The sequence below is a fragment of the Bartonella sp. P0282 genome (assembly GCF_048452985.1).
GTDB classification, from domain to species: domain Bacteria; phylum Pseudomonadota; class Alphaproteobacteria; order Rhizobiales; family Rhizobiaceae; genus Bartonella; species Bartonella choladocola.
This window is the reverse complement of sequence record NZ_WTFO01000002.1, coordinates 556885-582948: the sequence shown is the minus strand read 5'-3', so window position 1 is coordinate 582948 and position 26064 is coordinate 556885. Positions and strand designations below refer to the sequence as shown.

21 protein-coding genes and 1 tRNA gene are annotated in these 26064 nt (G+C 44.1%); 8 read left to right on the top strand and 14 right to left on the bottom strand.

What is annotated here, in order from left to right:
• Window positions 1-153: 153 nt before the first annotated feature.
• The 3 genes from GQS64_RS07880 (at window position 154) to GQS64_RS07870 (ending at window position 4895) form a co-directional block, all read left to right on the top strand.
• Window positions 154-1113 (top strand): 2-keto-3-deoxygluconate permease, encoded by a 960-nt coding sequence (locus GQS64_RS07880; RefSeq protein ID WP_077992404.1) that lies wholly within the window; start codon window positions 154-156, stop codon window positions 1111-1113.
• A gap of 818 nt (window positions 1114-1931) precedes the next feature.
• Entirely contained in the window at window positions 1932-3365 is a 1434-nt protein-coding gene (locus GQS64_RS07875; protein ID WP_198231194.1) for a PucR family transcriptional regulator, read from the top strand.
• A 126-nt stretch (window positions 3366-3491) separates the two neighbouring features.
• Complete coding sequence (locus GQS64_RS07870) at window positions 3492-4895, top strand: amino acid permease (RefSeq protein WP_077992400.1); 1404 nt, start codon at window positions 3492-3494, stop codon at window positions 4893-4895.
• A gap of 1477 nt (window positions 4896-6372) precedes the next feature.
• On the opposite strand, the gene GQS64_RS07865 is transcribed toward GQS64_RS07870, so the two are convergent.
• The gene (locus tag GQS64_RS07865) at window positions 6373-6924 is read right to left on the bottom strand and encodes a cupin domain-containing protein (RefSeq protein ID WP_077992396.1); all 552 of its coding nucleotides are present in this window, start codon (window positions 6922-6924) and stop codon (window positions 6373-6375) included.
• Between the two features lie 148 nt (window positions 6925-7072).
• Between GQS64_RS07865 and GQS64_RS07860 the strand changes: the two genes are divergently transcribed.
• Window positions 7073-8401 (top strand): aspartate aminotransferase family protein, encoded by a 1329-nt coding sequence (locus tag GQS64_RS07860; protein WP_077992395.1) that lies wholly within the window; start codon window positions 7073-7075, stop codon window positions 8399-8401.
• Window positions 8402-10409: 2008 nt separating this feature from the next.
• Here the strand turns inward: GQS64_RS07860 and GQS64_RS07855 are convergent.
• Window positions 10410-11027 (bottom strand): TetR/AcrR family transcriptional regulator, encoded by a 618-nt coding sequence (locus tag GQS64_RS07855; protein WP_077992394.1) that lies wholly within the window; start codon window positions 11025-11027, stop codon window positions 10410-10412.
• 98 nt (window positions 11028-11125) lie between these two features.
• Between GQS64_RS07855 and GQS64_RS07850 the strand changes: the two genes are divergently transcribed.
• Window positions 11126-12130, top strand: a complete 1005-nt coding sequence (locus tag GQS64_RS07850; RefSeq protein ID WP_198231193.1) for an SDR family oxidoreductase — start codon at window positions 11126-11128, stop codon at window positions 12128-12130.
• A 413-nt stretch (window positions 12131-12543) separates the two neighbouring features.
• Here GQS64_RS07850 and GQS64_RS07845 read toward each other — a convergent pair.
• From GQS64_RS07845 to GQS64_RS07820, 6 genes are all read right to left on the bottom strand, one after another.
• Window positions 12544-12619 (bottom strand) — tRNA-Thr (locus GQS64_RS07845).
• A 137-nt stretch (window positions 12620-12756) separates the two neighbouring features.
• Window positions 12757-13362, bottom strand: a complete 606-nt coding sequence (aat, locus tag GQS64_RS07840; RefSeq protein WP_198231192.1) for a leucyl/phenylalanyl-tRNA--protein transferase — start codon at window positions 13360-13362, stop codon at window positions 12757-12759.
• 5 nt (window positions 13363-13367) lie between these two features.
• The gene (gene accC, locus GQS64_RS07835; RefSeq protein ID WP_198231191.1) at window positions 13368-14723 is read right to left on the bottom strand and encodes an acetyl-CoA carboxylase biotin carboxylase subunit; all 1356 of its coding nucleotides are present in this window, start codon (window positions 14721-14723) and stop codon (window positions 13368-13370) included.
• A gap of 14 nt (window positions 14724-14737) precedes the next feature.
• The gene (accB, locus tag GQS64_RS07830; RefSeq protein ID WP_198231190.1) at window positions 14738-15214 is read right to left on the bottom strand and encodes an acetyl-CoA carboxylase biotin carboxyl carrier protein; all 477 of its coding nucleotides are present in this window, start codon (window positions 15212-15214) and stop codon (window positions 14738-14740) included.
• Window positions 15215-15467: 253 nt separating this feature from the next.
• Window positions 15468-16256 (bottom strand): DsbA family protein, encoded by a 789-nt coding sequence (locus tag GQS64_RS07825; RefSeq protein WP_246798522.1) that lies wholly within the window; start codon window positions 16254-16256, stop codon window positions 15468-15470.
• 88 nt (window positions 16257-16344) lie between these two features.
• On the bottom strand, window positions 16345-17760 hold the full coding sequence (locus GQS64_RS07820) for a M48 family metalloprotease (RefSeq protein WP_077992387.1): 1416 nt from the start codon (window positions 17758-17760) through the stop codon (window positions 16345-16347).
• Window positions 17761-17879: 119 nt separating this feature from the next.
• Here GQS64_RS07820 and GQS64_RS07815 point away from each other — a divergent pair, with 119 nt between their 5' ends.
• Together GQS64_RS07815 and dusA are read left to right on the top strand one after the other, a co-directional pair.
• Window positions 17880-19025: a pyridoxal phosphate-dependent aminotransferase gene (locus tag GQS64_RS07815; RefSeq protein WP_198231188.1), complete on the top strand. Its 1146-nt coding sequence runs from the start codon at window positions 17880-17882 to the stop codon at window positions 19023-19025.
• Between the two features lie 33 nt (window positions 19026-19058).
• Window positions 19059-20042: a tRNA dihydrouridine(20/20a) synthase DusA gene (dusA, locus tag GQS64_RS07810; RefSeq protein ID WP_198231187.1), complete on the top strand. Its 984-nt coding sequence runs from the start codon at window positions 19059-19061 to the stop codon at window positions 20040-20042.
• 67 nt (window positions 20043-20109) lie between these two features.
• Here dusA and GQS64_RS07805 read toward each other — a convergent pair whose 3' ends face one another.
• Window positions 20110-20802: a TIGR02281 family clan AA aspartic protease gene (locus GQS64_RS07805; protein WP_198231186.1), complete on the bottom strand. Its 693-nt coding sequence runs from the start codon at window positions 20800-20802 to the stop codon at window positions 20110-20112.
• 36 nt (window positions 20803-20838) lie between these two features.
• Complete coding sequence (gene cobS, locus GQS64_RS07800; RefSeq protein ID WP_246786445.1) at window positions 20839-21612, bottom strand: adenosylcobinamide-GDP ribazoletransferase; 774 nt, start codon at window positions 21610-21612, stop codon at window positions 20839-20841.
• 94 nt (window positions 21613-21706) lie between these two features.
• Here cobS and cobT point away from each other — a divergent pair, with 94 nt between their 5' ends.
• The gene (cobT, locus tag GQS64_RS07795; protein ID WP_077992381.1) at window positions 21707-22717 is read left to right on the top strand and encodes a nicotinate-nucleotide--dimethylbenzimidazole phosphoribosyltransferase; all 1011 of its coding nucleotides are present in this window, start codon (window positions 21707-21709) and stop codon (window positions 22715-22717) included.
• A 27-nt stretch (window positions 22718-22744) separates the two neighbouring features.
• Here the strand turns inward: cobT and thiM are convergent, their stop codons facing one another.
• The 4 genes from thiM to GQS64_RS07775 form a co-directional block, all read right to left on the bottom strand.
• Window positions 22745-23566 (bottom strand): hydroxyethylthiazole kinase, encoded by an 822-nt coding sequence (gene thiM, locus GQS64_RS07790; protein WP_198231185.1) that lies wholly within the window; start codon window positions 23564-23566, stop codon window positions 22745-22747.
• 2 nt (window positions 23567-23568) lie between these two features.
• Window positions 23569-24054 carry an Lrp/AsnC family transcriptional regulator gene (locus GQS64_RS07785; protein WP_077992377.1) on the bottom strand — a complete coding sequence of 162 codons (486 nt, stop codon included), beginning with the start codon at window positions 24052-24054 and terminating at the stop codon, window positions 23569-23571.
• A gap of 95 nt (window positions 24055-24149) precedes the next feature.
• Window positions 24150-24800 (bottom strand): uracil-DNA glycosylase family protein, encoded by a 651-nt coding sequence (locus GQS64_RS07780; RefSeq protein WP_198231347.1) that lies wholly within the window; start codon window positions 24798-24800, stop codon window positions 24150-24152.
• A 675-nt stretch (window positions 24801-25475) separates the two neighbouring features.
• Window positions 25476-26012: a thermonuclease family protein gene (locus tag GQS64_RS07775; protein WP_198231184.1), complete on the bottom strand. Its 537-nt coding sequence runs from the start codon at window positions 26010-26012 to the stop codon at window positions 25476-25478.
• Window positions 26013-26064 lie beyond the last annotated feature (52 nt).

The window sequence follows — 26064 nt, the reverse complement described above, 5'->3', positions numbered from 1 at the left end:
CCCCGAAAATTCGCCTTTCTGCCAACAAGCACATCAAGGCGCAACAGGCTTTGCGCCCCAATAAACAAGCGATGAAGTTTCAAAAGGAAACTTGTTCGCAACACCAACATATCCACAATAGCAGTTATTACGCACAAAAGCGGAGGAGTTGGAATGCGTATATTACATTATGTTGAAAAAATACCCGGCGGGCTTATGATCGTCCCTCTTTTTTTGGGGGCATTGGTAAAAAGTTTTGCCCCCGGCACAGCTTCCTATTTCGGTTCATTCACCCAAGGGATAATTACGGGCGCTATACCTTTATTAGCAGCTTGGCTTTTTTGTATGGGCACGTCAATCGACTTGCGAGCAACCGGAACAGTTCTAAGAAAGTCGGGAACGCTGATTGGTACTAAAATTCTTGTTGCCTGGATAGTTGCGTTTATCTGTATGCGGTTTTTGCCGTCGGCTGGCATAACGGAAGGTTTTTTCGCAGGTCTCTCAACTCTGGCAGTTGTCTCGGCGTTAGATATGACCAATGCCGGTCTTTATGCGTCTCTCACCCATATGTATGGCTCAAAAGAAGAAGCTGCCGCTTCGGTTCTCGTATCAATGGAATCGGGCCCATTGGTAACAATGATAATTTTGGGTACTATCGGAGCCGCAGCATTTTCACCCGCCCATCTTGTCGGCGTATTAATTCCGTTTCTGGTCGGATTTGTGCTCGGTAATCTTGATAACGATTTAAGAGCGCTTTTTAGCCCCGGAAGTAAATTGCTGATCCCGTTTTTTGCATTCGCACTTGGGAATACCATTGACTTGAGTATTGTAGTGCAGACCGGTTTGCTTGGTATTACAATGGCTATTGGTGTTGTTGTCATTAGCGGTATTCCACTTATTTTGAGTGATATTTTCATAGGCGGAGGACGCGGAACAGCCGGAATCGCAGCTTCCAGTTCGGCTGGCGCGGCTGTAGCCACACCTGTAGCGATTGCGCAGATCAACCCCGAATTTTCGGCTGTTGCACATTCTGCCACAGCATTGGTTGCCACATGCGTCGTTATCACTTCTGTTATTGTACCGATTGTGACAGGCCTATGGGCGAAAAACATCGCTCCCAAGGTGAGGGCGTAGTCATTTTGAATGCAACTATAATAACTTATGATGGAGCTATTGTGCTCCATCATAAGTGAAATTTCGGTTTAACACTTAAAATTTTACATTTAAAAATTGTATTTTTGGTTGCGTTCATTAACAATTTTATTATTAATAAATAAAAAATATATATTATATTTTAAATAAATTTAATTAATAACGTAAATTATTATGTTTTTTAAAAATTAAAAAAATATTTTATGTATTTTTGAAATATTTAATTATATTATTTATTTAATTACAAGTGATCTTTTATGTGTCAGTATTTTTAAATTTTTACGGATGTTATTGTTTGGCTTGCTATAAGGTTATCCGGACTATTCTTGTAAATCTATTGATTGTTGGCATATCATTACATGGTTACATGCATTTCTCCGGTCTTCCGGATTGAAAATATGCGCCATGTATCTCTTTTTTAATCGACGATAACAAGCTGTCTTCTCCGCAAAATAATCTCCGAAATTCCAATCACATTTTCGGTGGCTTGGTGCATAAGCATATCATTGTGATAGCTTCAATATTGGCTGCGAAGATAGAGTTTATCTTCAGTATGGTGGAAGCCATTCTGACAAGTTGTTGGTAATAGCGTTGATAAAGTTCAAATAACCGGAACGGGACATATAGCGATAGAATGGGTCGTTCATATAGAACTTTAAAAGCCCCGATTTAAAATAATCTTTGTTTGGTAATGACAGTGGAATAAAATTATTTATTATTTGAAATAAACGTTAAACCGGCGCTTTTCCGCGTGGGCAAATGCGATCATGTCAATGATACCGGAAGAGGGGGGGAGAATAATGATTACAGTCAACGATTTGGTTGCTAACAAGGGCTTGCAGTTAAGCTATAAAGCAGGCACGCAAGGCGGCGAAAAATTAGTCAATTGGGCTCATGCAGTCGATCTTCCGGACCCTTGGAACTGGGTTTCTGCGGGTAATCTGGTGATGACTACCGGTGCAGGCATACCCGTAAATGCCAAAGAACAAGTTGAATGGATTACCAGGCTCATAGCCTCGAATGCCAGTGCACTTGTTATTACTCCCCGTAGTGATGCAGCCAACCTCACCAGAGATTTGCTTGATATTGCCGATGAACATAACTTTCCAATTCTGGTTGCTCATTTCAAGGTGAAACTCGCTTGCATCGCGCGCATCGTTATAGAAAGCAGTATGAATACCCGAAGGGACCAATTGGAAGCGGGGCACAAGCTCTTTCAAGCTTATGCACTGTCTTTGCATGAAAGTTTGGAACTGAATGAACGCCTTGAAAATCTGGGGCGCCGCCAATCATGGCATATGATTGTGAGCGACATTCGCAGCCACCAAATAATTGCAGCCTCATCAAAAGAATTGAAAGTTCCAGATAACGTTCAGCCGCTTGAAGTACCAGGTCGTAGTCATGTATTGCTCTATCTTTGGCATCATGACGAGAAAACCATTATTGACCCATTGCTGGCCCATTATCTCAATGGATTGATCGGCATTGAAATGGAACGCCAGATGATCGAGTGCGACCGGCAGCGACAAGAGGGCGAAAAACTATTCAAGGATATTCTTTCAGGTGATGTCGATTACCGTGCAACGAAAGCAATTTTGATGCGCCGCAATCTGGAAAATCCACTTGTCAATCTTGCAATAGAAGTAGGTGGCCCCGCCAAATGGACATTTGAAGACATCCATTATCATCCGGTTTTTCGCAATTCGTTTCCGCTTATTCTTGCCGGTCAACCCGATTATATTACCTTACCCGATAATGAAGACATGATTGGCGCTGTGGTTGAAGCTTTCGGCCCTGCTACGAAAATTGGCATTAGCCAGCCGGTTACATTGGCAACAGGATTTGTCGAAAGTACACGTCAGGCGAAAATTGCGCTTTCTCAAGCCAAGGAAAACAGTTGCAATATCATGCGATACGGAACAGAGGGACAAATCGTCAGTCTGTTTCCGAAAACAGTTTCGGAAACGCGGGATATTGTCGAGCATTTTTTAGGGAAACTGATCGATTACGATAAGCAAAACCATACTTCTTTGCTCCAGACTTTGGATATATTCATCGCACAGGATTGCAACTGGAAAGCTGCGGCATATGTGCTCGGAATCCATCGTCAGACGTTGATTTACCGCATTCACCTGATTGAACAATTGACCGGTCTTAAGCCGAACTCCTCACAAGGTACTGCAACGTTCTGGCTGGCACTAAAGGCGGGAAAAACTGCCGGTATTCTACCGTGATAAAGAATTGTTCCCAATCATACATATGTATTAACGAAAAGCGCATTGGCGTATAATCGCCAATAGAGGAGTTTATCTTGTTACGTTAGCTTATCTTGTAAAATAAAAATAATGGGAGCAAATACAATGATAGAGCAAACGGAAAAAAATCCGAAGCTGCAACAAAAACTGAAAACACGTCACGTGACGATGATTTCATTAGGAAGTATTATCGGTGCAGGACTGTTTGTCGGTTCCAGTGCTGTAATTTCGTTAGCAGGCCCTTCGGCCTTTGTGGCATATGCCTTTACCGGCGTTCTTGTTATGTTGATTATGCGCATGGTTGGGGAAATGGCTGCCGCCCATCCGGTTTCAGGGTCGTTTGTCGAATATGCGAGAATGGCGTTCGGCAATTGGGCCGGTTTTTCCACGGGCTGGCTTTATTGGTATTTTTGGGTCATTGTTGTGGGATTTGAAGCGGTTGTCGGAGGCCAGATCATCAATGGCTGGTTCCCCGATTTTCCTGTGTGGTCGATTGCACTGGTACTGCTTATTGTGATGACTGCAATCAATTTACTCTCTGTCGGCTCTTTCGGTGAGGCCGAATACTGGTTTTCAGGACTTAAAATCATCGCCATCGTGGTGTTTATTGCAGTAGCTGCGGCTTATGCGTTCGGGCCTTGGCCGGGGTCTTCCGCTTCGATCTCGAACCTCTTCAATCACGGTGGTTTTTTTCCGCATGGAATAGTGGCCTTTTTATCATCTATTGTGGTTATCATTTTCTCGATGACCGGTGTCGAAGTGATTGCAATTGCCGCTGCTGAATCTGCGGATCCTGAACGGAGTATGCAACAAGCAGTCAAAAGCGTTATTATCCGCGTTCTGGCTTTCTTTGTAATTTCAACTTTTCTGATTGTTGTCATCCAGCCCTGGACCGAAGTTGTTCCGGGTAAATCACCTTTCGTTACCACATTTGACACTATTGGTATTCCAGGAGCCAGCACGATGCTGACAATTGTCATTCTTGTGGCAATTCTGTCGGTGATAAATGCAGGTCTTTATACAGCATCCCGCTTGCTGTTTGTGCTTAGTTTGCGCGGAGAAGCGCCAAAAACCCTTACACATGTCAGTGCTCGCGGAGTACCAATAAAAGGCGTGCTTTTTTCAACTCTGATCGGTTATGCATGTGTGATTATTGCAGCTCTTTGGCCGGATACAGTCTTTCTTTTCCTGATTAATTCATCCGGTGCGGTATTTCTATTTATTTACTTGATGATTTGTTTGTCACAAATGAAACTGCGCAAACGGTGGGTCGCCGAAGGAACGCTGAAATTCAGAATGTGGGGTCATCCCTGGCTCCCCCTTGCTGTAACTGCTTGCATTATTGCTGTTATCGTCAGTATGCTGTTTGAAGATTCAACGCGGATCAGTCTTATGCAATGTTTGATTTCGGTGGCGTTTATTTTGATTGTCTTTGTCATTATGAACAAATTCAAACAAAACAGGTTTAACATCAGTACGAGCCAAAACGCAGTATCCGAAACCGAATGATTTTCGAGCGATAGCTTGCGAAGAAAGTTCAATTATAAACAAGTCAATCTGTTCGTTTTCTTTAAGCGGGCATTATAATGACCACTTCAAGCAGGGAAATATATGAAGGTATATTTCCCTGCATATAAGCGATGACATTAAAGGCATTCTTTTAACGAAATCAATTCATGGTTTATTTTAAAAATCGACAATCTGTCGGTTTTGGACGTTATGTCTATTGTCTTGACGATAAGAAAGCGGGTTTGTGGATGTCACACATGACCTTTAAAAAAACAGAAATTGCTTTGTAGAAAGGTGCGAGGGCGTAACTAAACAGATTGCCAGCCTCGGAATTTTTGAAGAAAAATCCGATAGTTTCGCACTTTTTCTTTTTAATGAACATCTATAGCTCATCAATGTTGAACCCATGAACATTGGATCTTCAAATATTAATCTGAACTCGAACGCAGCCGGTTATAAAATCGGGTGGTTATTCTCCAATTTTTTTGGAGAGTTGTCATATTGAAAAAGGTGTCAGGACAACTGGCGAAAGGGGAAGGATTGAACAGGATGCAATATTAAAACGCATAGCCTCGATGGTTTGAAGCAAAGGGCAGGGTAGCCGACCCCCCCAAATTTCTAATTAAACCGGGCGGATGAACGTTGTTACCCGATCGTCTGTCAAAAAGAGATGAATTTTATCCATGAATTGTAATAAAAATCCCGAAAATGATGGAAATAACTTATGGGGCATCAACCCGTTTGCAAGTCTCGCACGAAACGATAAAAGATTGCCACTTCCTTCCTGAAATCGGGTTAGACGCTCTCGATGACATGCCTCATCCGACCCCACCAAGAAGAGAAATATCCGTTCATGTTTAGAACATCACCGTTTTACAGCGAGCGATAAATATCATGTTGTATGACGGGAATACCGAAAAAGGCCGTTCATGCAGCAAATGAGTATTCAGACCATCAGGAAATCATTGGATACACAAGGCCGTCAAAGCGTTAGACTACGACACAATTTTCTCTAAACATTATAAATTGGCCAAGGTGGTAGAACTCGAAACATGGAACCGTGATATTTATAACTTCTTTGTAAACGGCTTTCATTAAATTGTGATTGTCGGCATATTGTCGGGTTCCACCAACTAGGCTTTGATTTTCAATTCCGTCGGTATATCGCGGTCTTTATGAATGGTACGTTTTAATCGACATAAACAAAGTGTCGATGAAATACCCTTGTTTTATCCTTCAGGGCTTTCATGAAAACCTCGAAAACGTTGAAAATACCCCTCGATCAGTCTGAACGAAGTTATCTGTCCGTCAATTGTCCATCGTCAAATATTCGGCACTTGAGCTTGTTGGTGATGTGTTTTGTGTCATAAGAAATGCGATCGTTTCTATCAATATCTCACCGGCAACACATTGTTCTGCTTGGGGCAAAATAAAAATTTCTGCTGAAGATCAATAGCGTTCAGACCGTTCAGACTGTTCAGAATGTCGGTGGAGTACAGGCGCTGACAACTTCACAAATGGCATCACCAACACAGCGAAAACCGTGAGGCCTTCTGCTTTCAAAATAATAAGCATCGCCTGGTCCGAGAATTCTTCTTTCATTGTCTACTATGACTTCAAGTCTGCCCGATATAACGATACCGCCTTCCTCGCCTTCATGAACCAGAAGCACTTTTCCTGTGCCCGATCCCGGTTGATAACGTTCTTTCAGAATTTGCAATGCACGGTTGGGAAAACGCTCGCCAATTTGCCGATAGGAAACCTTGCCCTTGCCGATTTCGGTCAATTCGTCAGCTTTATAGAAAAACTTGGCAGGCATTTCCGGTTTTAACGAGAAGAATTCTCCGAGATCAATCGGAATCCCGTCAAGTATACGTTTTAACGCACCAACCGAGGGATTACTCCGACCGGCTTCAATTAACGAAATCGTCGAAGGTGTAACACCTGCGCGTTCTGCAAGTTTGCGTTGCGATATATTTTTCGCCAATCGGACGTAACGCAATCTCACGCCTATATCTGTGTTTTCCATTCTATTCCCCGTTCATAGTGTTGAAAATATCGAAATATTTGTAATACAAATTAATAAAATCAGATAGTTAAAAATATGAAGAAAACGACTTGTTTAATCTGGAAAAAACCACCTTAGTATAAATAATAATAATTTAACGGAGGGATTCATGACAAAGATTAACAATACGATTTCACTTGAAAGTTACTGGATGCCCTTCACGGCCAATCGCCAGTTTAAAGCAAATCCTCGCATTCTTTCGGCAGCAAAAGGTATGTATTATACCGACATCGACGGCAATAAAGTTGTTGATGGTACGGCCGGCCTTTGGTGCGTCAATGCAGGGCATGGTCGTGACGAGATTACCAATGCAGTGCAACACCAATTGGCAACATTGGATTATGCCCCCGGTTTTCAAATGTCCCATCCGATCGTTCACGAGTTTTCCAACAGGCTCGTTGAAATGGCACCGGGAGGTAAAGATAGTGGTCTCAATCACGTATTTTTTGCCAACTCCGGTTCGGAAGCCGATGATACTGCTCTTAAAATTGCTATTGCTTATCAAAGAGCGATCGGGCAAGGAACACGCACCCATCTGGTCGGGCGCGAAAAAGGCTATCACGGCGTCGGCTTCGGAGGTATTTCGGTGGGAGGTCTGGTGAATAACCGACGTGTATTTCCGCAGATTCCGGCAAGCCATATGCGCCATACGTTGAATATCGAGAAAAATGCTTTTACTCGCGGTTTGCCCCAGCACGGTGCCGAACTTGCCGACGATCTTGAACGCATTGTCGCTTTGAACGGTGCTGAAACGATTGCCGCCGTTATCGTTGAGCCAATGTCCGGATCAGCCGGTGTTATATTACCTCCCGTCGGATATTTGCAACGCTTGCGGGAAATTACGCGAAAATATGGAATTCTTCTGATTTTTGACGAGGTTATTACCGGTTTTGGTCGCCTTGGAACACCATTTGCGGTCGATTATTTCGGAGTCGTTCCCGATATGGTGACATGCGCTAAAGGACTTACCAATGGTTCCGTTCCGATGGCAGCAGTCTTTGTTCAGGAAGATATTTATAAAGCATTAATGCAAGGACCGGAAAACCAGATAGAGCTATTCCACGGTTATACTTATTCCGGACACCCTGTTGCCTGTGCTGCGGGCCTTGCAACGATGGATATTTATAAACGAGAGGGGTTGTTGACACGTGGAAAAGAGCTCGAAAAATACTGGGAAGACGCGCTATTTTCGCTTAAAGGGCTACCCAATGTCATTGATATTCGCACAATCGGTCTTGTCGGGGGGGTAGAATTGGCACCTCGCGATGGAGCGGCCGGACAACGTGGATATGAAATTTTTGTCGATTGCTTCAAAAATGGTGCATTGGTTCGTCAAACCGGCGACATTATAGCACTTTCTCCTCCGTTGATTGTTGAAAAAGATCAGATTGATGTGATTGTCAGCAAACTGGCGGACGCCATAAAACGTACGAAATGATCTCGGCGTTTGAATTGAAACAAACGGTTTGATTACAAGTTTGTTTGATGGATAACATTGAAAAATTTGATATGCCGGCCAATAGGAGAGGGAGCCTTTGTCCGGCATATTTTTTTAATCCCGTTGATGGTATTAGTTTTTGATCGGATAATTTTTTAAACCCGTAGTAGAAAAGTAAGTCGACTTAATTTCTTCTTGAACGCAATAACGCAATTGTTTGAACTAACCTGTTTCTGACTATGACGGTTAAGGGATTTGTTTTAATACGATTTTTAAAAAAAATGGACGGTATGCGTCTTTTCTGACGCTACTGGTAACGCTCGTTGCCTGGATTTTCAAACCCATGCATTTTTTGAACTATAAAAGAGTGTTGCATAACAAATAAACTTGAATAGGCGCCCCGATTGACAGCGTATGACAACAATATGGCATGGCTCCATAAAAACACCCCACCATTTTGTTTTAGGCGACTAACTCCGGCAATGACGTAAGTAATAAATAGGCACACCAGTGGGGATAAGTTCATTCATAGCAACAACAGTATGTTCACGCTGAAGGTCTGCTTTTATCTTATTGGTCTTTGTGTCGTCGCATAATTCGACTTTCTCATGCTTTTTGCTAATAACGCGTGTCATCTAACACGTTACGCCTTCGCTTGTTACACCGCAGAAGCGCGATTTAATTCTGGTTGTTTCTTGGCAAGTCAGCCATACAGGAAATCGCTCAAGCATATTTCTGCATCTAGGCAACTTAATGCAGACGAGTTTGACTTGACTGGTGAAAGCATGGAGTGGAAAGATATTCTTTCTTAACCGGTTCTTACTTGAGCTTGAGCAGCTTATTTATGAAGTAACAATGCGAGCGGAAGCAATCGTGTAAGGTTGTGTTCGTAGGATGATGGACATTATTCCAATTGGTCAATCAAGAAATACAAAAATCGGTTGAAGTTATTTTGAAACTTAACGCCTCGCTCGATCGGTTGATTAATATTTTTAAAACACGAAATTGCATTAAAAATACTTTGCTTGTCCGCAGTATACCAAGGTTAAAATAGAAAACGATCAGGGCAAGAAGGCGCAAGCACAATTGGGCAAAAACGCATGAAGCGCTGAATTGGATTGATGTTTTATAGACGGTAAATATTGGATTGGGAAACCCATTTTGATGATATTGCGATTATAAAGACTAATGGTCGGCAAGGGGCAGATCGTGTTTACTCTGTAGCGCACTTTCTGAAATTCCAGACGTCCTATAGCTCTTATATTCACGTCTGGTAGTAAAAAAATCGTTGTTTTGCTGACGATACAATCTGGATTGATGCAGAAACGAATGCGATTAATACCGGTAAACGTGAAGTCATTGTGCTTGATGCCTCTTATGGCGAGTTAAAAAGTTTCAATCCGATCATAATAGGGGCGGATGATTTCATAAGAGCCTATCAATTACAGCTCACGGCCGAATGAATCGTCATACCGATGGAAGCGGTCAACCATGTTACTCTGTGACGTAAAGCTCAAAAAAATATGTGACGGAACATGGTATAAATAAGAGCGTATTAATTCTTGATGACGGCGAGAATTCGGCTTTTTGGAAAAACTTGTTTTCAATTTAATATGGTGCAAAAACCTATCATACTTATGAAACGGGACTATAGCCTAAGCAAATAACGCGTTTCAGCTTCTAAAGAAAAATAGCGAATAAACCGAATAGGCCAAGAGGACGTTACTCTGAAATTTCTATTCAGTTATTTTAAAAATAAAAAATATACTACGGTGTATCATGTCACTTCATAATAATGCTTCTTATATGTAAATTGTGAGCCATAAAGACAATTTTTAGTCAATGAAATTCCGGAAAAATTGGTAGTTGTCGTTTCTGTTTTTCGTCGCATCGGAAATTTATCAGGTCGTTAATAGCGACACCACATTGCAGATAGTTACGAAAAAGAGGCAGATAAATATTTCATGCCTATACGATCAATATATCGGTTTTCCCGCTTCAAACTTGTCTATTCCTCTTCTATCCGAAAAATCAATTTCAGGTAGGCCGAAAATGGATTTTGCTTCTCCCGTTTCGGATTCAATCGTCTGGCAACTGCTTCATTAGCCCCAAGTGCCATTAACCCTTCGGCAACAATCGAGCAATCAAAGGGGGGGTCTATATTTCTCATAACAAACAGGTGTTGCACGAGCTTCGTATAGAACGATTTTTGTTCGTCCATAAGATTATTATAAATTTCTACAAATGTCGGGTGGCGCAAAGCATGAATTTGCATCTCAAGGAACAAAATTGTGTGGGAAATATTTCGATCATTACGTTCAAACCATACGATCATGTCATTCAAGGCTTTTTCAAAATTACCCCCTGCATCATCAACGAGCTGTTTTCGGGAATTTGCCTCAAATGATTTATACTGTTCGAGAAGCTCTACAAGAACTTCGGACTTATTATTGAAATTGGAATAAAAAGCTCCTTGTGAATAGCCTGCTTTGTCACAGATTCCTCTGATGGAGGTGGCCTCGTACCCTAATTCTGTAAATAGAACGCGTGCAGCCTCCAACAGGTTCTGACGTGTCTGTTGCTGGCTTTCCAATCTTGTTTTACGCGGTTTCGTCTGTTTTACCATAAATATCAAATATCATCTGACATTTCATTTGACAAGCCAGCAAAAGAAACATAAATATCAGTTGATATATGAATATCAATTGATATGTGGAATCTTGGATGATGAAAACTGTTTTCGTAACCGGTGCCACCGGACTATTAGGCAATAATCTGGTGCGTCAATTGATCGACGAAGGTTATCATGTCAAAGCACTGGTCCGGTCGCGACAAAAGGCAAATAAGCAATTCGCCCCTCATGATAAGCTTGATATTATCCAGGGCGACATAACCGATGTTGGTAGCTTTGAAAGCCATCTGAACGGATGCGAAACGGTTTTTCATACCGCTGCTTTTTTCCGCGATAACTATAAAGGGGGCAGCCATTGGGGCGAACTGGAAAATATCAACATTAATGGCACAAAATGCCTGTTGGAAGCGGCCTTGAAAGCCGGAGTCGAACACTTTGTTCATGTTTCTTCGATCGCCGTTCTGGATGGTAAAGCCGGCACATTGATTGATGAGACATGTGATAGGGATATAGAAAATTCGGATGATTACTATCGAAGCAAAATCATTAGTGAAAGAACAGTCAGAGAATTTGCCACTCTGCATCCGATAATGAAATGTTATTATATTTTACCGGGGTGGATGTGGGGGCCTGGTGATCTGGGGCCTACCTCGGCAGGACAACTTGCGTTAGATGTCATGAACAGGAAGTTGCCTGCCATTGTTCCAAGTACGTTTTCGGTTGTTGATGCAAGAGATGTTGCTGCTGCCATGATCGTGGTCACCTTCAAGGGGAAGCCGGGAGAACGTTATCTCGTTGCAGGACGTCACATCCATATGAAAGATCTTGTATCCATGATCGGTCATTATGCAAAAGTCAAAACACCAACAAAGACAATACCGATGCCGCTATTGTACTGCTTCGCTGTTATGCAGGAACTTTATGGCAAGTTTACAGGCAAGCCCATTTTATTATCATTGGCTTCTGTCCGTTTGATGGCAAGCCAATATGATAGAACGCATTTCAGCAGCGAAAGATATGCGAAAATTCTAGGGCTTCAATTCCGTCCCATAGAGCAAACTCTGTCAGATACACTGTCTGATCTGAATAATAGATAACCCGATAAATTGAAAGTTTGCCCGCGTTAACGGATTTTCTCCAAGACAAAGAGAATGCGCGTCTGTGCCGTCTGCTGCTTTTTCTGACGGAATCATTATCAAATATGATTGAAATGCGAGCCACATATCAGGGCACGGTGAACCAGTGTTCGCCGTTTCCTTGTGTCTATCCATTCTAAAACTTTATATCGCTCGTGTTTGGGCGGGTGAAATACAGGATTTTCAAAAAGAACAATAATCACGCCGGACGGCTTCAGTTCTCTCATCAAGTGGCCGGGAGGCCGAGGGGTGTTGTTTCTTAGTGAGGCATTTTTTAAAACGAGGGGAACGCAAATGGCTTTTTTGATATTCCCTGCCGCAACACCCGTCACATATAATATATTTTCTGACAGCGTGTAACTCATTAAAAAGAATGGTGCCCCCAGAGAGACTCGAACTCCCGACCCCCTGATTACAAATCAGGTGCTCTACCAACTGAGCTATAAGGGCGCCGCACTGCAACTAGCATAAACTTCGCCAAAGGCAAACAGAAAAATTGCCAAAACAACAATCTTTTTTTCGTACTGGAAATTTTTGAAAAACATGTGGGAATTTAGGCGGCAATTTGGTGAGAAAATACGAAGAATTTAAAACTCAGCGTGTCCGGATAGGGCTTTTTTCAGGCGCATTTCATAATCTTGTCGCGTAATTTCGACAGCACCGAAATGTTCGAGATGAGGTGTTGTAAATTGTGTATCAAGAAGTGAAAAATGATGGCTTTTTAAATGTTCGACAAGCGCAACAAGGCATATTTTAGATGCATCGGTGGCACGCGAAAACATGCTTTCACCGAAAAATGCTTGCCCCAAAGCCAGACCGTATAACCCGCCGACAAGCTCGTTATTTTGCCAGGCTTCAACAGTGTGACAAAAACCGAGTTCAAAAAGTTCACCATATGCTTTACGTATCGGATGATTGATCCATGTTGTTTCGCGTCCGGGTTTTGATTCGGCACAACCGGAAATCACACCTTCAAAATCTGTGTCCATGAGAATTTTGAACGGGACTTTTTTGATGCGTTTTTTCAGACTCTTCGGAATATGGAAATTTTCCAGAGGAATAATCCCGCGTCGTTCGGGACGTATCCAATAAATATCGGGGTCTTCTGCATCATCCGACATTGGAAAAATACCCTGCGCATAAGCGCTCAGCAATAGCGCAGGGGGAAGTTTATTATCGTCGTTTTCCGACAAGACGATCAGTTGCCCGATGCTGCCTTATTGGCAAGATATTTTTCTAACCAATGGATGTCATAATTTCCTTTGGCTATATCTTCATTACCAATAAGATCACGGAAAAGTGGAAGTGTCGTTTTGATGCCATCCACAACGAATTCATCAAGTGCCCGCCGCAACCGCATCATACATTCAAGCCGTGTTCTTCCATGAACAATCAGTTTACCGATCAGGCTGTCATAATAAGGCGGTATCCGATAACCCGAATAAACGCCTGAATCGACACGCACACCCAAACCGCCAGGCGTATGGAAATGCGTAATCAATCCGGGAGAGGGGGTGAAGTTCACCGGATCCTCTGCGTTAATACGACATTCAATCGCATGGCCTGAAAAGTGGATTTCACTTTGTTTTGCCGAAAGACCTTCGCCGGCTGCAACCTGAATTTGTTCGTGAACAAGGTCAATGCCGGTTACAGCCTCCGTTACCGGATGCTCGACCTGAAGACGCGTATTCATTTCAATAAAATAGAATTCGCCGTTTTCATACAGGAACTCGATTGTACCGGCACCACGATAGCCTAATTCGGCGCAGGCGTTGGCAACAATCATGCCGATCTTCTGGCGCGCCTCTTCATCAAGTACAGTAGAATTTGCTTCTTCCCAGACTTTTTGATTGCGTCTTTGCAAGGAACAGTCGCGCTCGCCCAAGTGAATAGCGTTTCCGGAGCCATCCCCCATGACCTGAACTTCGATATGACGCGGGTTTTCGAGATATTTCTCGATATAGACAGCGTCATCACCGAAAGCCGCCGCCGCTTCACTACGGGCGGTATTGAGGGCAATTGAAAGCTCTTCACGTGAACGTGCAACCTTCATGCCGCGTCCACCGCCTCCTGCAGAAGCTTTTATGATAACCGGATAGCCGATTTTATCAGCTACCTTATAAGCCTCTTCGTCCTCTGTTACGCCACCATCAGACCCTGGAACAACCGGAATGCCCAAGCGTTTTGCGGTCTTCTTGGCTTCAATTTTGTCGCCCATAATACGAATATGAGCAGCCGTCGGGCCGATAAAAGTAATTGAATGGGCTTCAAGAATTTCGGCAAATTTGGCATTTTCCGAAAGAAAACCATAGCCGGGATGGATGGCGTCGGCACCTGTTATCTCGCAAGCTGCAACAATTTGTTGGATATTGAGATAGGAATCGCGCGAAGGCGGCGGGCCGATGCACACACTTTCATCGGCAAGCCTGACATGCATGGCATCAGCATCGGCAGTCGAATGGACTGCAACCGTTTTGATACCAAGCTCTTTGCAGGCGCGCAGAACTCTGAGTGCAATTTCACCACGGTTGGCTATCAGGATTTTCTGAAACATTTCGCGATCCTGTCTTATTCAACAACGACCAGAGGTTCACCAAATTCTACCGGTTGCGCATCTTCCACCAAAATAGCTTTCACTGTTCCTGAACGCGGTGAAGAGATCTGGTTCATCGTTTTCATTGCTTCGATAATTATAAGAGTTTGCCCTTCGGAAACTTTTTGTCCTACTTCAACAAAAGGACGGGCTCCCGGTGCAGGTGCGAGATAGGCAGTGCCGACCATGGGAGATGTGACTGCGTTTTTAGTCAAATCCTCTTTTACCGGTTCGACAGGTGCGGGCGCTGCTGCGGGAGCAGCCGGAGCCGGAGAATAGACGGTTTGAACCGGTGTACCACCACTCAATTGCCGTGAAACACGGATACGCAGATCTCCTTGCTCGACCTCAATATCTGAAAGATTTGTATCATTGAGTATTTCTGCGAGATCGCGGATGAGATCCTTGTTTACACCTGTGCTCTTGACGGTACTTGTTGTTTTTGTAGCCATCTCTTTCATTACTCCTCGATCGTCGTGACCGTTTTTATTTATTAAGATCGGACTAATTTATGTCTGATCGCCATCCTCTGGTTGAAGCAAGGATGGCATTTAAATTCCCAATTGACGAAACTGTAGCATTTCCTGCAACAGTCTGACACATAAAACGCTTATAAGCATGTTGGAAAAAAAGCGAAAGTGCAAAATTCCCCACTGCAGCACAGTGTCAACAAAAGTTTCAACGACTTGAAGCGGCGAGAAGTTCCTATTTTTCAATAAGTCCAATTTTCTGTTTTAAAATATTTTCACCAACAGCACCAACCAGAACTTCATCGCCTAAAATATAGGATGGAGTGCCACTAATATTGAGTGCATAAGCTATTTGACCATTCGTCAAAAAAACCTGTTGAAGCTTTTCATCCTTCATAGCATCGCGCAGCTTTTTTTCGTCAACCCCAAGTTTTAAAGCAATTTTGATCGCTTTTTCTTCATTTGCCCGCCCCTCGCTGGTGAGCATTTCTGTATGAAATTCAGGATATTTCGCCGGAATTAATTTCAGCACGGCGCGTGCAACAATGTGGGCTTTTACCGAATCAGGACCCAATATCGGAAAATCCTTGAGGACAATACGCAAATTCGGGTTGTTTTTGATAAGTGTTTGCATATCGGGATAAGCTTTTTTACAATATCCGCAATTGTAATCAAAAAATTCGACCAGAGTGACTTTTCCTTCCGGGTTGCCGATGACGGCATCATTACCGGAATTGAATATTTCGTCTTTCATCGAGTTGATGGCAGATGATTGATTTTCTGCAATTTTCTGAGCCTGTTTTTTGTCGAGAGCTTCTTGCACTTCAATCATTACTTCGGGGTTCTTGACCAGATAGTCTTTTACAACCTCGCGAATATGGTCGTCCGTTGCCTGATTGCCGATTGCTTCCCCTACCGCTTTAATGAAGTTCGGGTCGGCAACAATCCGGTTTTTTATTTCATTTGCTGTGTCATTTTGTGCAGATGCTGCAAAAACGGTGTTTTGAAAAGGAACGAACATCATTGTTGCTCCCATTACCAACGCAAACGAAAACTGTTTATTTATGAATGATGACTTGAAAGATTTCATTGATAGTTTCTCTCATCTGGTATCAATTTTTCAGTTGCGTTGTATTGAGAATGTCTTGCGCACGCAACCATTCGGCAGAACCGGGTGCCAATTTCTGTTTTGCCCGCGTTGCAAAAATGCGCGCTTGCATACGATTACCACTATAATAATGCATGTCGGCCGTTGCAAGGTCGGCTAGTGCAACCTGACCGCTTCGCCCATAGGCAAGAGCGAGATAGCCATAACCGGCTGCAAATTCCGGTTCTTTGGCGATTCCTTCGCGTATTTCTGTTATAGCAATGGGTATATTTTTGGGATCATTTGTCAAAAGCAGTGCATGCCCGTAACTGACCTTGAGCAGGCTGGAACCACGCGGATCAATGTCTGCCGAGCGTTTATAAGCACTTGCTGCACCGGCCGGATCATTTGCTTTAATCAGCGCATCGCCTAACAATTCCTGAAAAAACGGATTTTTCGGCTCGTCCTTGACAAGGTCCTTGACTTTTTGAACAGCATTTTTTGGCGAACCGCTTTCGACTGCCAATATTGCTTCGCCGTAGCGGGCAGGAAGTCCGCGCGGATTATCCTTGAACATCCGGCGTAATTCCGTGAAATGGTCGGTATAGGCGGCTATTTTCGCCCGCGCCATATCGTGGCGCAACTGCAATTCCGGCGGGTCCTTCTTGTCATAATACGGACTTTGTTTTGCAAGCGTTTCCAACGCGGCTATACGTTCGCGCGGGAGCGGGTGGCTTACCCTGTAAGGATCGACCTTGGCGCCTGAAAGTGCGAGTGCATTGGAAAAACGTTCAAATGTGATGAGCATACCCTTTGTCGATTGACCGGTTGCATTGAGATAATTAACGGCAGCTCTATCGGCTGCGGCTTCTTCGCTACGCTGATAATTGAGCAATGTTCGCATAGCCATTTCACTGCTTCCTGCCGCAATGCCACCACCGGCTCCTGCTGCGGAAGAATTGCCTGTCGCTGCTCCGGCTACTCCGGCACCGATGCCAAGCAGCATACCGATGACAGCCATTGTTTGTGCATGTTTCAACTGTTCGCGCAAACGCTGTTGGTGACCATTTGCCAAGTGCCCTGTTTCATGAGCAATGACGCCGATCAGTTCATTCGGTGTTTCCGCTTGCATGATTGCACCGATATTGACAAACATACGTTGACCGTCAACAAAAGCATTAAAGCTCTGGTCGTTTACGACGATGATCTGGATTTTGTTCCTGATGCCGGCAGCTTTAAAAATGGGGGCGGTATAATCGTATAGTAATTGTTCGATTTCGGCATCACGAATGATAGGAACCGATTGCGACTGGGCTTGCGCAACGCCGATAGATGGTGCAAACACCAATATTACAGCCAAGGCAATGCGTAGCAAGAGAGATATTGATCGTTTTGTAAATGACAGGATTTTTTGTCTTGAAGTCTGCAACTCTATCTTCATAAATACTCCCCGGAGTGCTCAGAGCAGAGATACGTTTTGTTTATTGTTTTATCCATGGCTTTCAGGCTTTTATGCGGCACAATGCTTGAGCTTATATGTTTTTTTAAGTGGAGACCAGTATGATTTGTCTATCGAAAAGAAGTGATGTCGATCCCTTTTTTGCAATGGACGTGCTCGCGTCGGCCAATAAAAAGCGGGAAGCCGGAGAAGCGGTTATTTCAATGGCAATAGGCCAGCCTGCCGCACCATGTCCGCTGATTGTCCGTGAAGCAGCCGAACGGGCGTTGAAAGATGGACATATCGGCTACACCGATTCGCTTGGATTAACCGGATTGCGCGAGAAAATAGCTGCCTATTATGAACAATATCATCGATTGGCGATTTCTCCGGAACGTATTGCCGTTACAACCGGATCATCAGCAGCGTTCAATCTTGCTTTTTTGACTTTTTTCGATGTGGGGGACAGGGTTGCGATAACACGACCCGGTTATCCGGCTTACCGCCATATAATGAAAGCCCTCGGACTTGACGTTGTTGAAATTGATACGAAGGGAAACGGTCTTCTCGACGTAAAAATGCTGGAAGAACAACATTCACGTGCGCCAATTAAAGGCGTTTTGTTTGCGTCTCCCAGCAATCCTACCGGTGCTTCAATCAAACCGGAAGATTTGAAAAACATCGTCGAATTTTGCCGCGAACACAATATTACAGTGATTGCGGATGAAATTTATCACCGGCTTAACTTTGCCGCCCCCGATACGACGGCATTGGCTTTTGGAGACGACGTAACTGTCATCAATTCTTTTTCCAAATATTACTGCATGACCGGTTGGCGCGTCGGTTGGATGGTGCTGCCAAAAAACGCGGTGAGGGCGGTCGAGCGAATTTCGCAAAACCTCTATATTTCAGCGCCGGAACTGTCACAAATTGCAGCAATTTCCGCATTTGACGCGACAAACGAGCTTGAAAAAGTAAAAGATACCTATCGTATCAACCGCGAAAACCTGAAGAAAACTCTACCGGCTCTGGGTTTAAAACTATTGGCACCGATGGATGGTGCGTTCTACGCTTATTGCGATATTTCCAAATTCAGCAATGATAGCACAGAATTTGCCCGCAAAATGCTTGAGGAGACCAATGTTGCGGCAACTCCGGGTATTGATTTCGACACATTGGAAGGAAAACGTACATTGCGCTTTTCCTATGCCGGCTCGCCGGTTGCAATTGACGAGGCACTAAAGCGGCTTGATAACTGGCTCAATTGATTGTCGGCGATGAAAACAGGAGCGTTCATTAATATGTCGCTTTATGAAGGGTTGGATAAGCCGAAATTTGCAGTGGCGCCAATGCTCGACTGGACAGATCGACATTGTCGCTATTTTCACCGTTTGATGACAAAACATGCATTACTTTATACCGAAATGGTGGTCGCAGATGCTGTCATTTTCGGGCATCGGGAGAGACTTTTAGGGTTCAATGAGCGTGAACACCCGCTGGCCTTGCAATTGGGCGGCTCTTCACCCGAAAAACTTTCAGAAGCTGCAAAAATCGGCGCGGATTTCGGTTATGATGAAATTAACCTCAACGTCGGTTGCCCGTCCGATCGAGTGCAGTCGGGCGCTTTCGGGGCTTGCCTTATGCTGCAGCCGGATCTTGTCGGACAAATCGTTGAAAAAATGAAGCGGGCTGTTTCCATTCCCGTTACAGTAAAATGCCGCATCGGCGTTGATGAGCAGGATGTGCTACCAGCGCTTGATAATCTCGCTAACGAGGTATGGCGAAGCGGTTGTGATGCCTTGTGGGTGCACGCCCGTAAAGCATGGCTTCAAGGCTTGAGCCCGAAAGAAAATCGTGACATACCGCCGCTTGATTATCAACGCGTTTATGACCTGAAATTAAAAAATACGAATCATTTCATAGGGATAAACGGCGGTATTCAAACGTTGGATGAAGTAGAAACCCATTTGAAGCATGTCGATGGTGGCATGGTCGGCCGTTCTGCCTATCAAAATCCGGCAATTTTGCGCGAGGTTGACGCTAAAATTTATCATGACGATCGGGTTCTGGCCGATGACAGCGCAATCATTGATGAAATGTGTGAATATGCGGACCGTTACATTAAGGATAGTGGCGGCAAACTTTCGCATGTTACCCGCCACATGATAGGGCTATTTTCCGGTCGGCAAGGCGCAAAAAAATGGCGCCAGACGCTTTCCTCCGAAGCCAATCGGGAGGGGGCACAGTCATCTGTTCTTCGCCGTGCCTATTCTTATATCGAATAGATTGTTTTGTGGTGTTTCGTCTGCCATCCGGTAGTTTCGACCATAGTGTGAACAGCGTTCGGATATTTCAATCAACAAGAATAAGCCGGTCGCCGCGAACGGAGTAACCTGAAAGCCGGTCGAGGAAGCTCATCCCCAATAAACTTCCTGACAGGTCTCCTGGACGGCTGACAAGAGCGCGAACATTGTTGCGTTCAATATCGCCTATTTTCAGGCTATCAATCATGATCGGTGCGGCATTCGTGTAGCCGTTTGCCGTCGCTACGGGAATATTGAACCCCAATTTGTCGACATCAAGATTGGCTGCAATAGCATCATCATACGTTAGAACCACAGCAGAAGCGCCGGTGTCCACAGTGAGGTTCACACTGTTGCCGTTGACAAGCCCGCGGATCTGGAAATGGCCATTGGTAGAGCGTTCGATATTCACTATTCTACCGTTTTCATTGTAGCGCGTCAGTGGACTTCCCGGAATAAAACCCGCGGTTACCCGATGTGCAAAGTCCTGTATTTCGTAACGTAAACTATAGCCGCACATGAGTGCGAAAATAATAACACACCATATTGCTGTATTCCGTAAGGCATCACTCAATCTGATTTTTGATCCGAGCAGTGCCGACGTTGCTGCAAGCCCCCAAATTCCGTAATAGGTTAAATTGGCAATCCTGTCCGTTGTGGTGTTGTCTGGATTATCGCCAAAGGCGAATATGAGTATAATAATCAAAGCTGCTACAGAGATAATAAGCCAGAACGGTTTCATAGAGCTTTGTCTCCGGTCAATCTGCGGTTATGAGGCTCAACGGCCAAGACTGGCTATTGCCAATAAAATCAATGCAAGACATTGCTCGACGGCGCCCAGAGTGTCTCCGGTATAGCCGCCAATGCGTTTTTGGCACTCTAGGGAAAATAGATAAATAAACAAGAATAAAACTGCGATGGATATTATCATCGAGATGACGCTGTTGGAAATAATACCGCCGACGAGAAGAATAATGGCCGAAATTATCAATGATTTTCGTGCTATATCGGCCGCTGGTTCTCCGGCAGCGGCTGCCGTGCCATTTTTTCGTGCAAGTGGAAGCCTTGTCCAGAACCAGACCATGCCACCACGGCTTACAGCTTCGCTCACTATTAAAGCAATGATTGTTTGGTATAGGCCGTGGTTTATTTCGATTGAAGCAATAAGCGCAATTCGCGAAAAAACCGAAAAAATCAATGCCAATGTGCCATAAGTTCCAATGCGCGAATCTTTCATAATAGTCAGGCGATTTTCCGGCGATTTTGAAACAAAAAAAGCGTCTGCCACATCTGCCAACCCGTCCTCATGAAGTGCGCCGGTCAGAATGATTGTAAAGAAAACGCAAAAAATTGCCGAAACCCATATATCAAACCCGATCAAGCGTGCGATTGCCAGACAACATCCCGATAAAAGTCCGATCAGGAGGCCCGCTATAGGAAAATAATGTGCGTCGGTCGAAATCGGTTTTTCAGGCAAAAACCAATGGCTTTTTATGGGCAAACGCGTGAGAAAGCCCAGGCTGCGCATGAATGGGCCAAGAAAATCGGTCAAGATTTCTCTTACTCCTGTTAAAGTGGTTTCAAATTGCTTATAGAACAGTCCTAGATAAGATTCTATTCGTTCATTTTGTTTGAAGGGTGTTTCCGTGGCCGCTTCCAGTCCTTTTGATGATTTCCGTGCTTTATTGAACAGTTTGCCTGATCCTGATGAAAATGCCATAAGGTTGGCGAGGAAGCGGCAATCGGAACTTACAAAACCGGAAGGTTCGCTGGGGCGACTGGAAGATATTGCGCTCTGGTACGCAGGCTGGAGAGGCAAAGAAAAGCCGATTGTTACAAGGCCTCTGGTTGCGGTGTTTGCCGGCAACCATGGTGTCACCGATGAAAATGTTACGCCGGTTCCGCGTGCCGTCACGCAGCAGATGGTTGAAAATTTTGCTGCCGGTGGAGCTGCGATTAACCAGATATGCGTTGCCTACGATCTCGGGTTGAAAATATTCGACCTCGCTTTGGACTATCCGACCATGGATATTACCAAGGATGCGGCAATGGATATGCGCGGCGCTGCCGCGACGATGGCATTTGGCATGGAATCAATTGCCGGTGGTACCGATTTACTGTGTTTGGGAGAAATGGGTATAGGCAATACAACCATTGCTTCGGCGATTTCTCTGGCACTTTATGGCGGAAAAGCCGAAGAATGGACAGGGCCGGGGACCGGCTCCAAAGGTGATTATTACCGGCGTAAAATCGCGGCGGTAAAAAAGGCAGTCGAACTTCATAAAGATCACTTGAATGATCCGTTTGAAGTTATGCGGCGGCTTGGCGGGCGTGAAATTGCAGCTATGATGGGTGCAATTCTTGCTGCCCGTATGGAAAAAATCCCCGTTATTCTGGATGGCTTTGTGGTAACGTCGGCCGCAGCCATTTTGCATAAAATAAATCCTCATGCGCTCGATCATTGCATTGCCGGACATGTTTCAGCAGAGCCTGCGCATCGCCGCTTGCTGGACAAGATAGGAAAGAAACCGCTTCTTGACCTTGGAATGCGATTGGGCGAGGGGACGGGAGCCGCAATTGCAGCAGGTGTTGTCAAAGCAGCCGTTCTCACACATTCGCAAATGGCAACCTTTGAACAGGCGGGAATTAAAATCTGATAGCCCGTTGATATAAGGCAGTTATTTTTATTCTGTTTCAATGTCGTTTTGCCAAGGCGTAACCGAAATGTGTGCAGCAATGCTTTCATCATCTATGGTTGCAAGCGCGTCGATAAAAAGAGGTACGAAAGTGCCGGGGCCTTTAGCATTGTGACCGGCAAGAGCACCCGCAGCAGAAAATATTGAAAAAGCTTTGATAGCTGCATCGAACGGTTTATCGGGTGCAAGCGCAATAAAAGCTCCGGTCACGCAGGTAAGCGCACATCCGCATGCCGAGACTTTGGACATCAGGCTGTTGCCACCTTCGATGATGACGTGCCGTTTACCATCGGTAATAAAATCTTTTTTGCCGGACATGGCAATAACGGCCTTTGTCAATCGGGCCGCTTTGATTGCCGCTTCAAAGCTTGTTTTACCCTCATCACGACTGTCGACACCATGTGCTTTTGTCGTCTTTGTAAGGGCCGTGATTTCCGAAGCATTACCGCGTATAATTCTTGGAGATAGGGTGAGGAGGTGCGCTGTTGCCTTTTGGCGGAAGGTTGTAGCAAAATGCGCGACCGGATCGAATACAACAGGTTTGCCCAGTATTTTCGCGCGTTCCATTACCAACCGTATGCCGGCATATTTTTCGCGCGTCAATGTGCCTATATTGGTTGTAATCGCAGAAGAATGTTCAACAAACTCGGCTGCTTCATCGGGAGCAAAAGACATGACCGGAGACGCGCCTAATGCATTAAGAATGTTGGCAGAGAAGTTCATTGCAACTTCGTTGGTTATGCATTGGATAAGAGGGCATTTCGCCCTCAAAAGAGCAAGGCTGATATTTTTATCAAGTTCAAATGACATTTTTAGAGATGATTTACTTCCTTTTCGATCACCATATAATCGAGCGGTAACTCGGTCGTGTATTTTATTTGTTCCATAGCAAAAGCTGAAGATACATCTCTAATATCAATTTTTGCGATCAGTTTTTTGTAAAAAACATCATAAGCCGCAATATCGGGAACAACAACGCGCAACAAATAGTCTACATCGCCGCTCATACGGTAAAATTCGACGACTTCCGGAAAAGCATGAACAACTTCTGAAAATCTTTTTAACCATTCATGGTTGTGTGCACCGGTTCTCACAGAGACGAAAACAGTAACGCGTGTGTTGACTTTATCAGGAGAAAGGATTGCGACGCGCCGCTGTATAACTCCATCTTCTTCAAGTTTTTGTATCCGCCGCCAGCAAGGTGTTGTCGACAACCCGACTTTTTTGGCAATATCTGCGACAGCAAGCGTTGCGTCTTCCTGCAAAAGACGAAGAATTTTCCTATCAAGACGATCCATTATGACATCCAAAATTTTTGATAAACCATGCTACGAAATCGTTATATAAAAAATAAATTCTTTTTAATAGTAATAAATAAAAATTATTCTACAATTTATCGAATATATTTTTTAATAAGAGTTTTCAGGGTCGGTAGTAATTCACTTTCAAACCATGGATTCTTTTTTATCCAATGAGTATTACGCCATGACGGGTGAGGAATAGGAAGAACGTGATAACCATTAGCTTGGGTTCTGGATAGAATATTTTTCCAATTTTTTACGGTATCAGTTACCGATTTTTCCTTCAGATCAGAAATATGATATTTTTGGGCGTAGCCGCCAATCGCTATGACAAGTTCTACTTGCGGCATTAGTTTGAAGACCTGCTGGTGCCAGGTCAATTTACATTCTTTTCTTGGTGGAAGGTCACTTTTGGATTTACTGTAGCCGGGGAAACAAAACCCCATTGGTACGATGGCAAATTTGCTTTTATCGTAAAAACAGTCGCGATTTACTCCCAGCCAATTGCGCAGGCGATCGCCCGACGGATCATTGAACGGTATTCCGGTATTGTGAACGCGAAGACCGGGTGCTTGACCGGCAATGACAATGCGAGCCGTAGAAGAAAGATAGACAACAGGGCGCGGTTCCTGAGGCAGTCGCGGTAGGAATAGTGGTGCGTCATAGCATATGCGACATGCCGAGATTTGTTTTTCCAGAAGCCCGATTTGTCGGGCGTTTGTTGTTTCAGGTTTGTTTGCCATGGGTATAATATGAGCCAATGAGGTTTTTCCTTCAATGATCCGGCATAGCTATCAACGGAAAAGCGCTGTCACTTGTGAAGAAAATAATCAAGAATTGGGGCCTTTTACCACTAAAGAAAGACAGAATTTAAAAATAGCAGGAAAAGATCTGCGTGGAAAACAGAGAAAAACAGGCGTGAAAAGTGAAATAAAAGGGGGCGAACCCCGATTAAATACGCAGTACTTTGCCGGATTCTTGAAAATAACGGACAAAAGCGAATTGAATTTTGTGAATGCCTATCGGAATGTGAAATCCCGAAAGCCGGACAAATTTTATATTATTCGGCTTCATACTATTCGGGCTTGGTTTTCAGGCCTTTGATATAAGGGGTAGGGAACGCAGTGGCGCAACTTGCAGCTTTTAGTCATAAAACGAAAGCAATAACGCTTTATTCCATCTTTTGAAGAAAAAAGCACAGCTTTTTAACCGGTAAAACATTGTCGTTAAACGAATTACCGGTTAGCAAATTATTGGTAAGCGAATTATCGGTAAGCGAATTTCACCGCGAAACATTCAGGAAACTTTTCGGTTCCAGCAATACATATTTCTGTAAGGGAAACGCTTGCCCGGATTTTCTTATAATCGCATAGTCGAATAAAGCTGTCGGGAATCCATTCGTTTCAAGTGTTGAAAAATCAGCGTGGATGGGCGCGTCGCCATGCATGGGGCCACTCGAATGACCCCGCCCATATTCCACGCTTTTGTTTGCGCGCTTCAGCTTCTTCCTGCTTGTAATCATAATAACTGACAGCCCAGCCGTCTTTTACCATTTCACGGTTGAGATCATGGCTTCCTGCACGGCATTTTGCTAACAGGCGATGGAACTTATCGTATTTGGTCGATGTGCAAATAATCTCGTTTCCGTCTATCAAAGTTTCCAGATGTTTTTTAGCCATTTCGCCACACGGGTAAGATGTGCCATCTTTATCGCAAAACTGGTGAAGTTCGGGAGCGTCTATTCCCAAAAGTCGGACTTTTTGTCCATCAAGATGGAAAGAATCACCATCCGATAGCTGTGTTTTTCCTTGAATGACGTCAACTTTCTCGGCTTGGTAATCCGGACCGGGATCAATGATTGTTTTTTTTGTTTCGGAAAAATAAAGATATATGGCAATGGCAACAAGTGCCAATGCCACCACAATGTCCAATACACTGATATTTTTGCGAGTCATAAGTTTTTTGATAATGACCGGAAAAACTGAAAAAGCTTTTCCGGAAAGACAT

Coding starts and splice junctions, on each gene's coding strand:
- GQS64_RS07880 (WP_077992404.1), top strand. CDS start 154: ATGCGTATATTACATTATGTTGAAAAAATACCCGGCGGGCTTATGATC.
- GQS64_RS07875 (WP_198231194.1), top strand. CDS start 1,932: ATGATTACAGTCAACGATTTGGTTGCTAACAAGGGCTTGCAGTTAAGC.
- GQS64_RS07870 (WP_077992400.1), top strand. CDS start 3,492: ATGATAGAGCAAACGGAAAAAAATCCGAAGCTGCAACAAAAACTGAAA.
- GQS64_RS07865 (WP_077992396.1), bottom strand. CDS start 6,924: ATGGAAAACACAGATATAGGCGTGAGATTGCGTTACGTCCGATTGGCG.
- GQS64_RS07860 (WP_077992395.1), top strand. CDS start 7,073: ATGACAAAGATTAACAATACGATTTCACTTGAAAGTTACTGGATGCCC.
- GQS64_RS07855 (WP_077992394.1), bottom strand. CDS start 11,027: ATGGTAAAACAGACGAAACCGCGTAAAACAAGATTGGAAAGCCAGCAA.
- GQS64_RS07850 (WP_198231193.1), top strand. CDS start 11,126: ATGATGAAAACTGTTTTCGTAACCGGTGCCACCGGACTATTAGGCAAT.
- accC (WP_198231191.1), bottom strand. CDS start 14,723: ATGTTTCAGAAAATCCTGATAGCCAACCGTGGTGAAATTGCACTCAGA.
- accB (WP_198231190.1), bottom strand. CDS start 15,214: ATGGCTACAAAAACAACAAGTACCGTCAAGAGCACAGGTGTAAACAAG.
- GQS64_RS07825 (WP_246798522.1), bottom strand. CDS start 16,256: ATGATGTTCGTTCCTTTTCAAAACACCGTTTTTGCAGCATCTGCACAA.
- GQS64_RS07820 (WP_077992387.1), bottom strand. CDS start 17,760: ATGAAGATAGAGTTGCAGACTTCAAGACAAAAAATCCTGTCATTTACA.
- GQS64_RS07815 (WP_198231188.1), top strand. CDS start 17,880: ATGATTTGTCTATCGAAAAGAAGTGATGTCGATCCCTTTTTTGCAATG.
- dusA (WP_198231187.1), top strand. CDS start 19,059: ATGTCGCTTTATGAAGGGTTGGATAAGCCGAAATTTGCAGTGGCGCCA.
- GQS64_RS07805 (WP_198231186.1), bottom strand. CDS start 20,802: ATGAAACCGTTCTGGCTTATTATCTCTGTAGCAGCTTTGATTATTATA.
- thiM (WP_198231185.1), bottom strand. CDS start 23,566: ATGTCATTTGAACTTGATAAAAATATCAGCCTTGCTCTTTTGAGGGCG.
- GQS64_RS07785 (WP_077992377.1), bottom strand. CDS start 24,054: ATGGATCGTCTTGATAGGAAAATTCTTCGTCTTTTGCAGGAAGACGCA.
- GQS64_RS07780 (WP_198231347.1), bottom strand. CDS start 24,800: ATGGCAAACAAACCTGAAACAACAAACGCCCGACAAATCGGGCTTCTG.
- GQS64_RS07775 (WP_198231184.1), bottom strand. CDS start 26,012: ATGACTCGCAAAAATATCAGTGTATTGGACATTGTGGTGGCATTGGCA.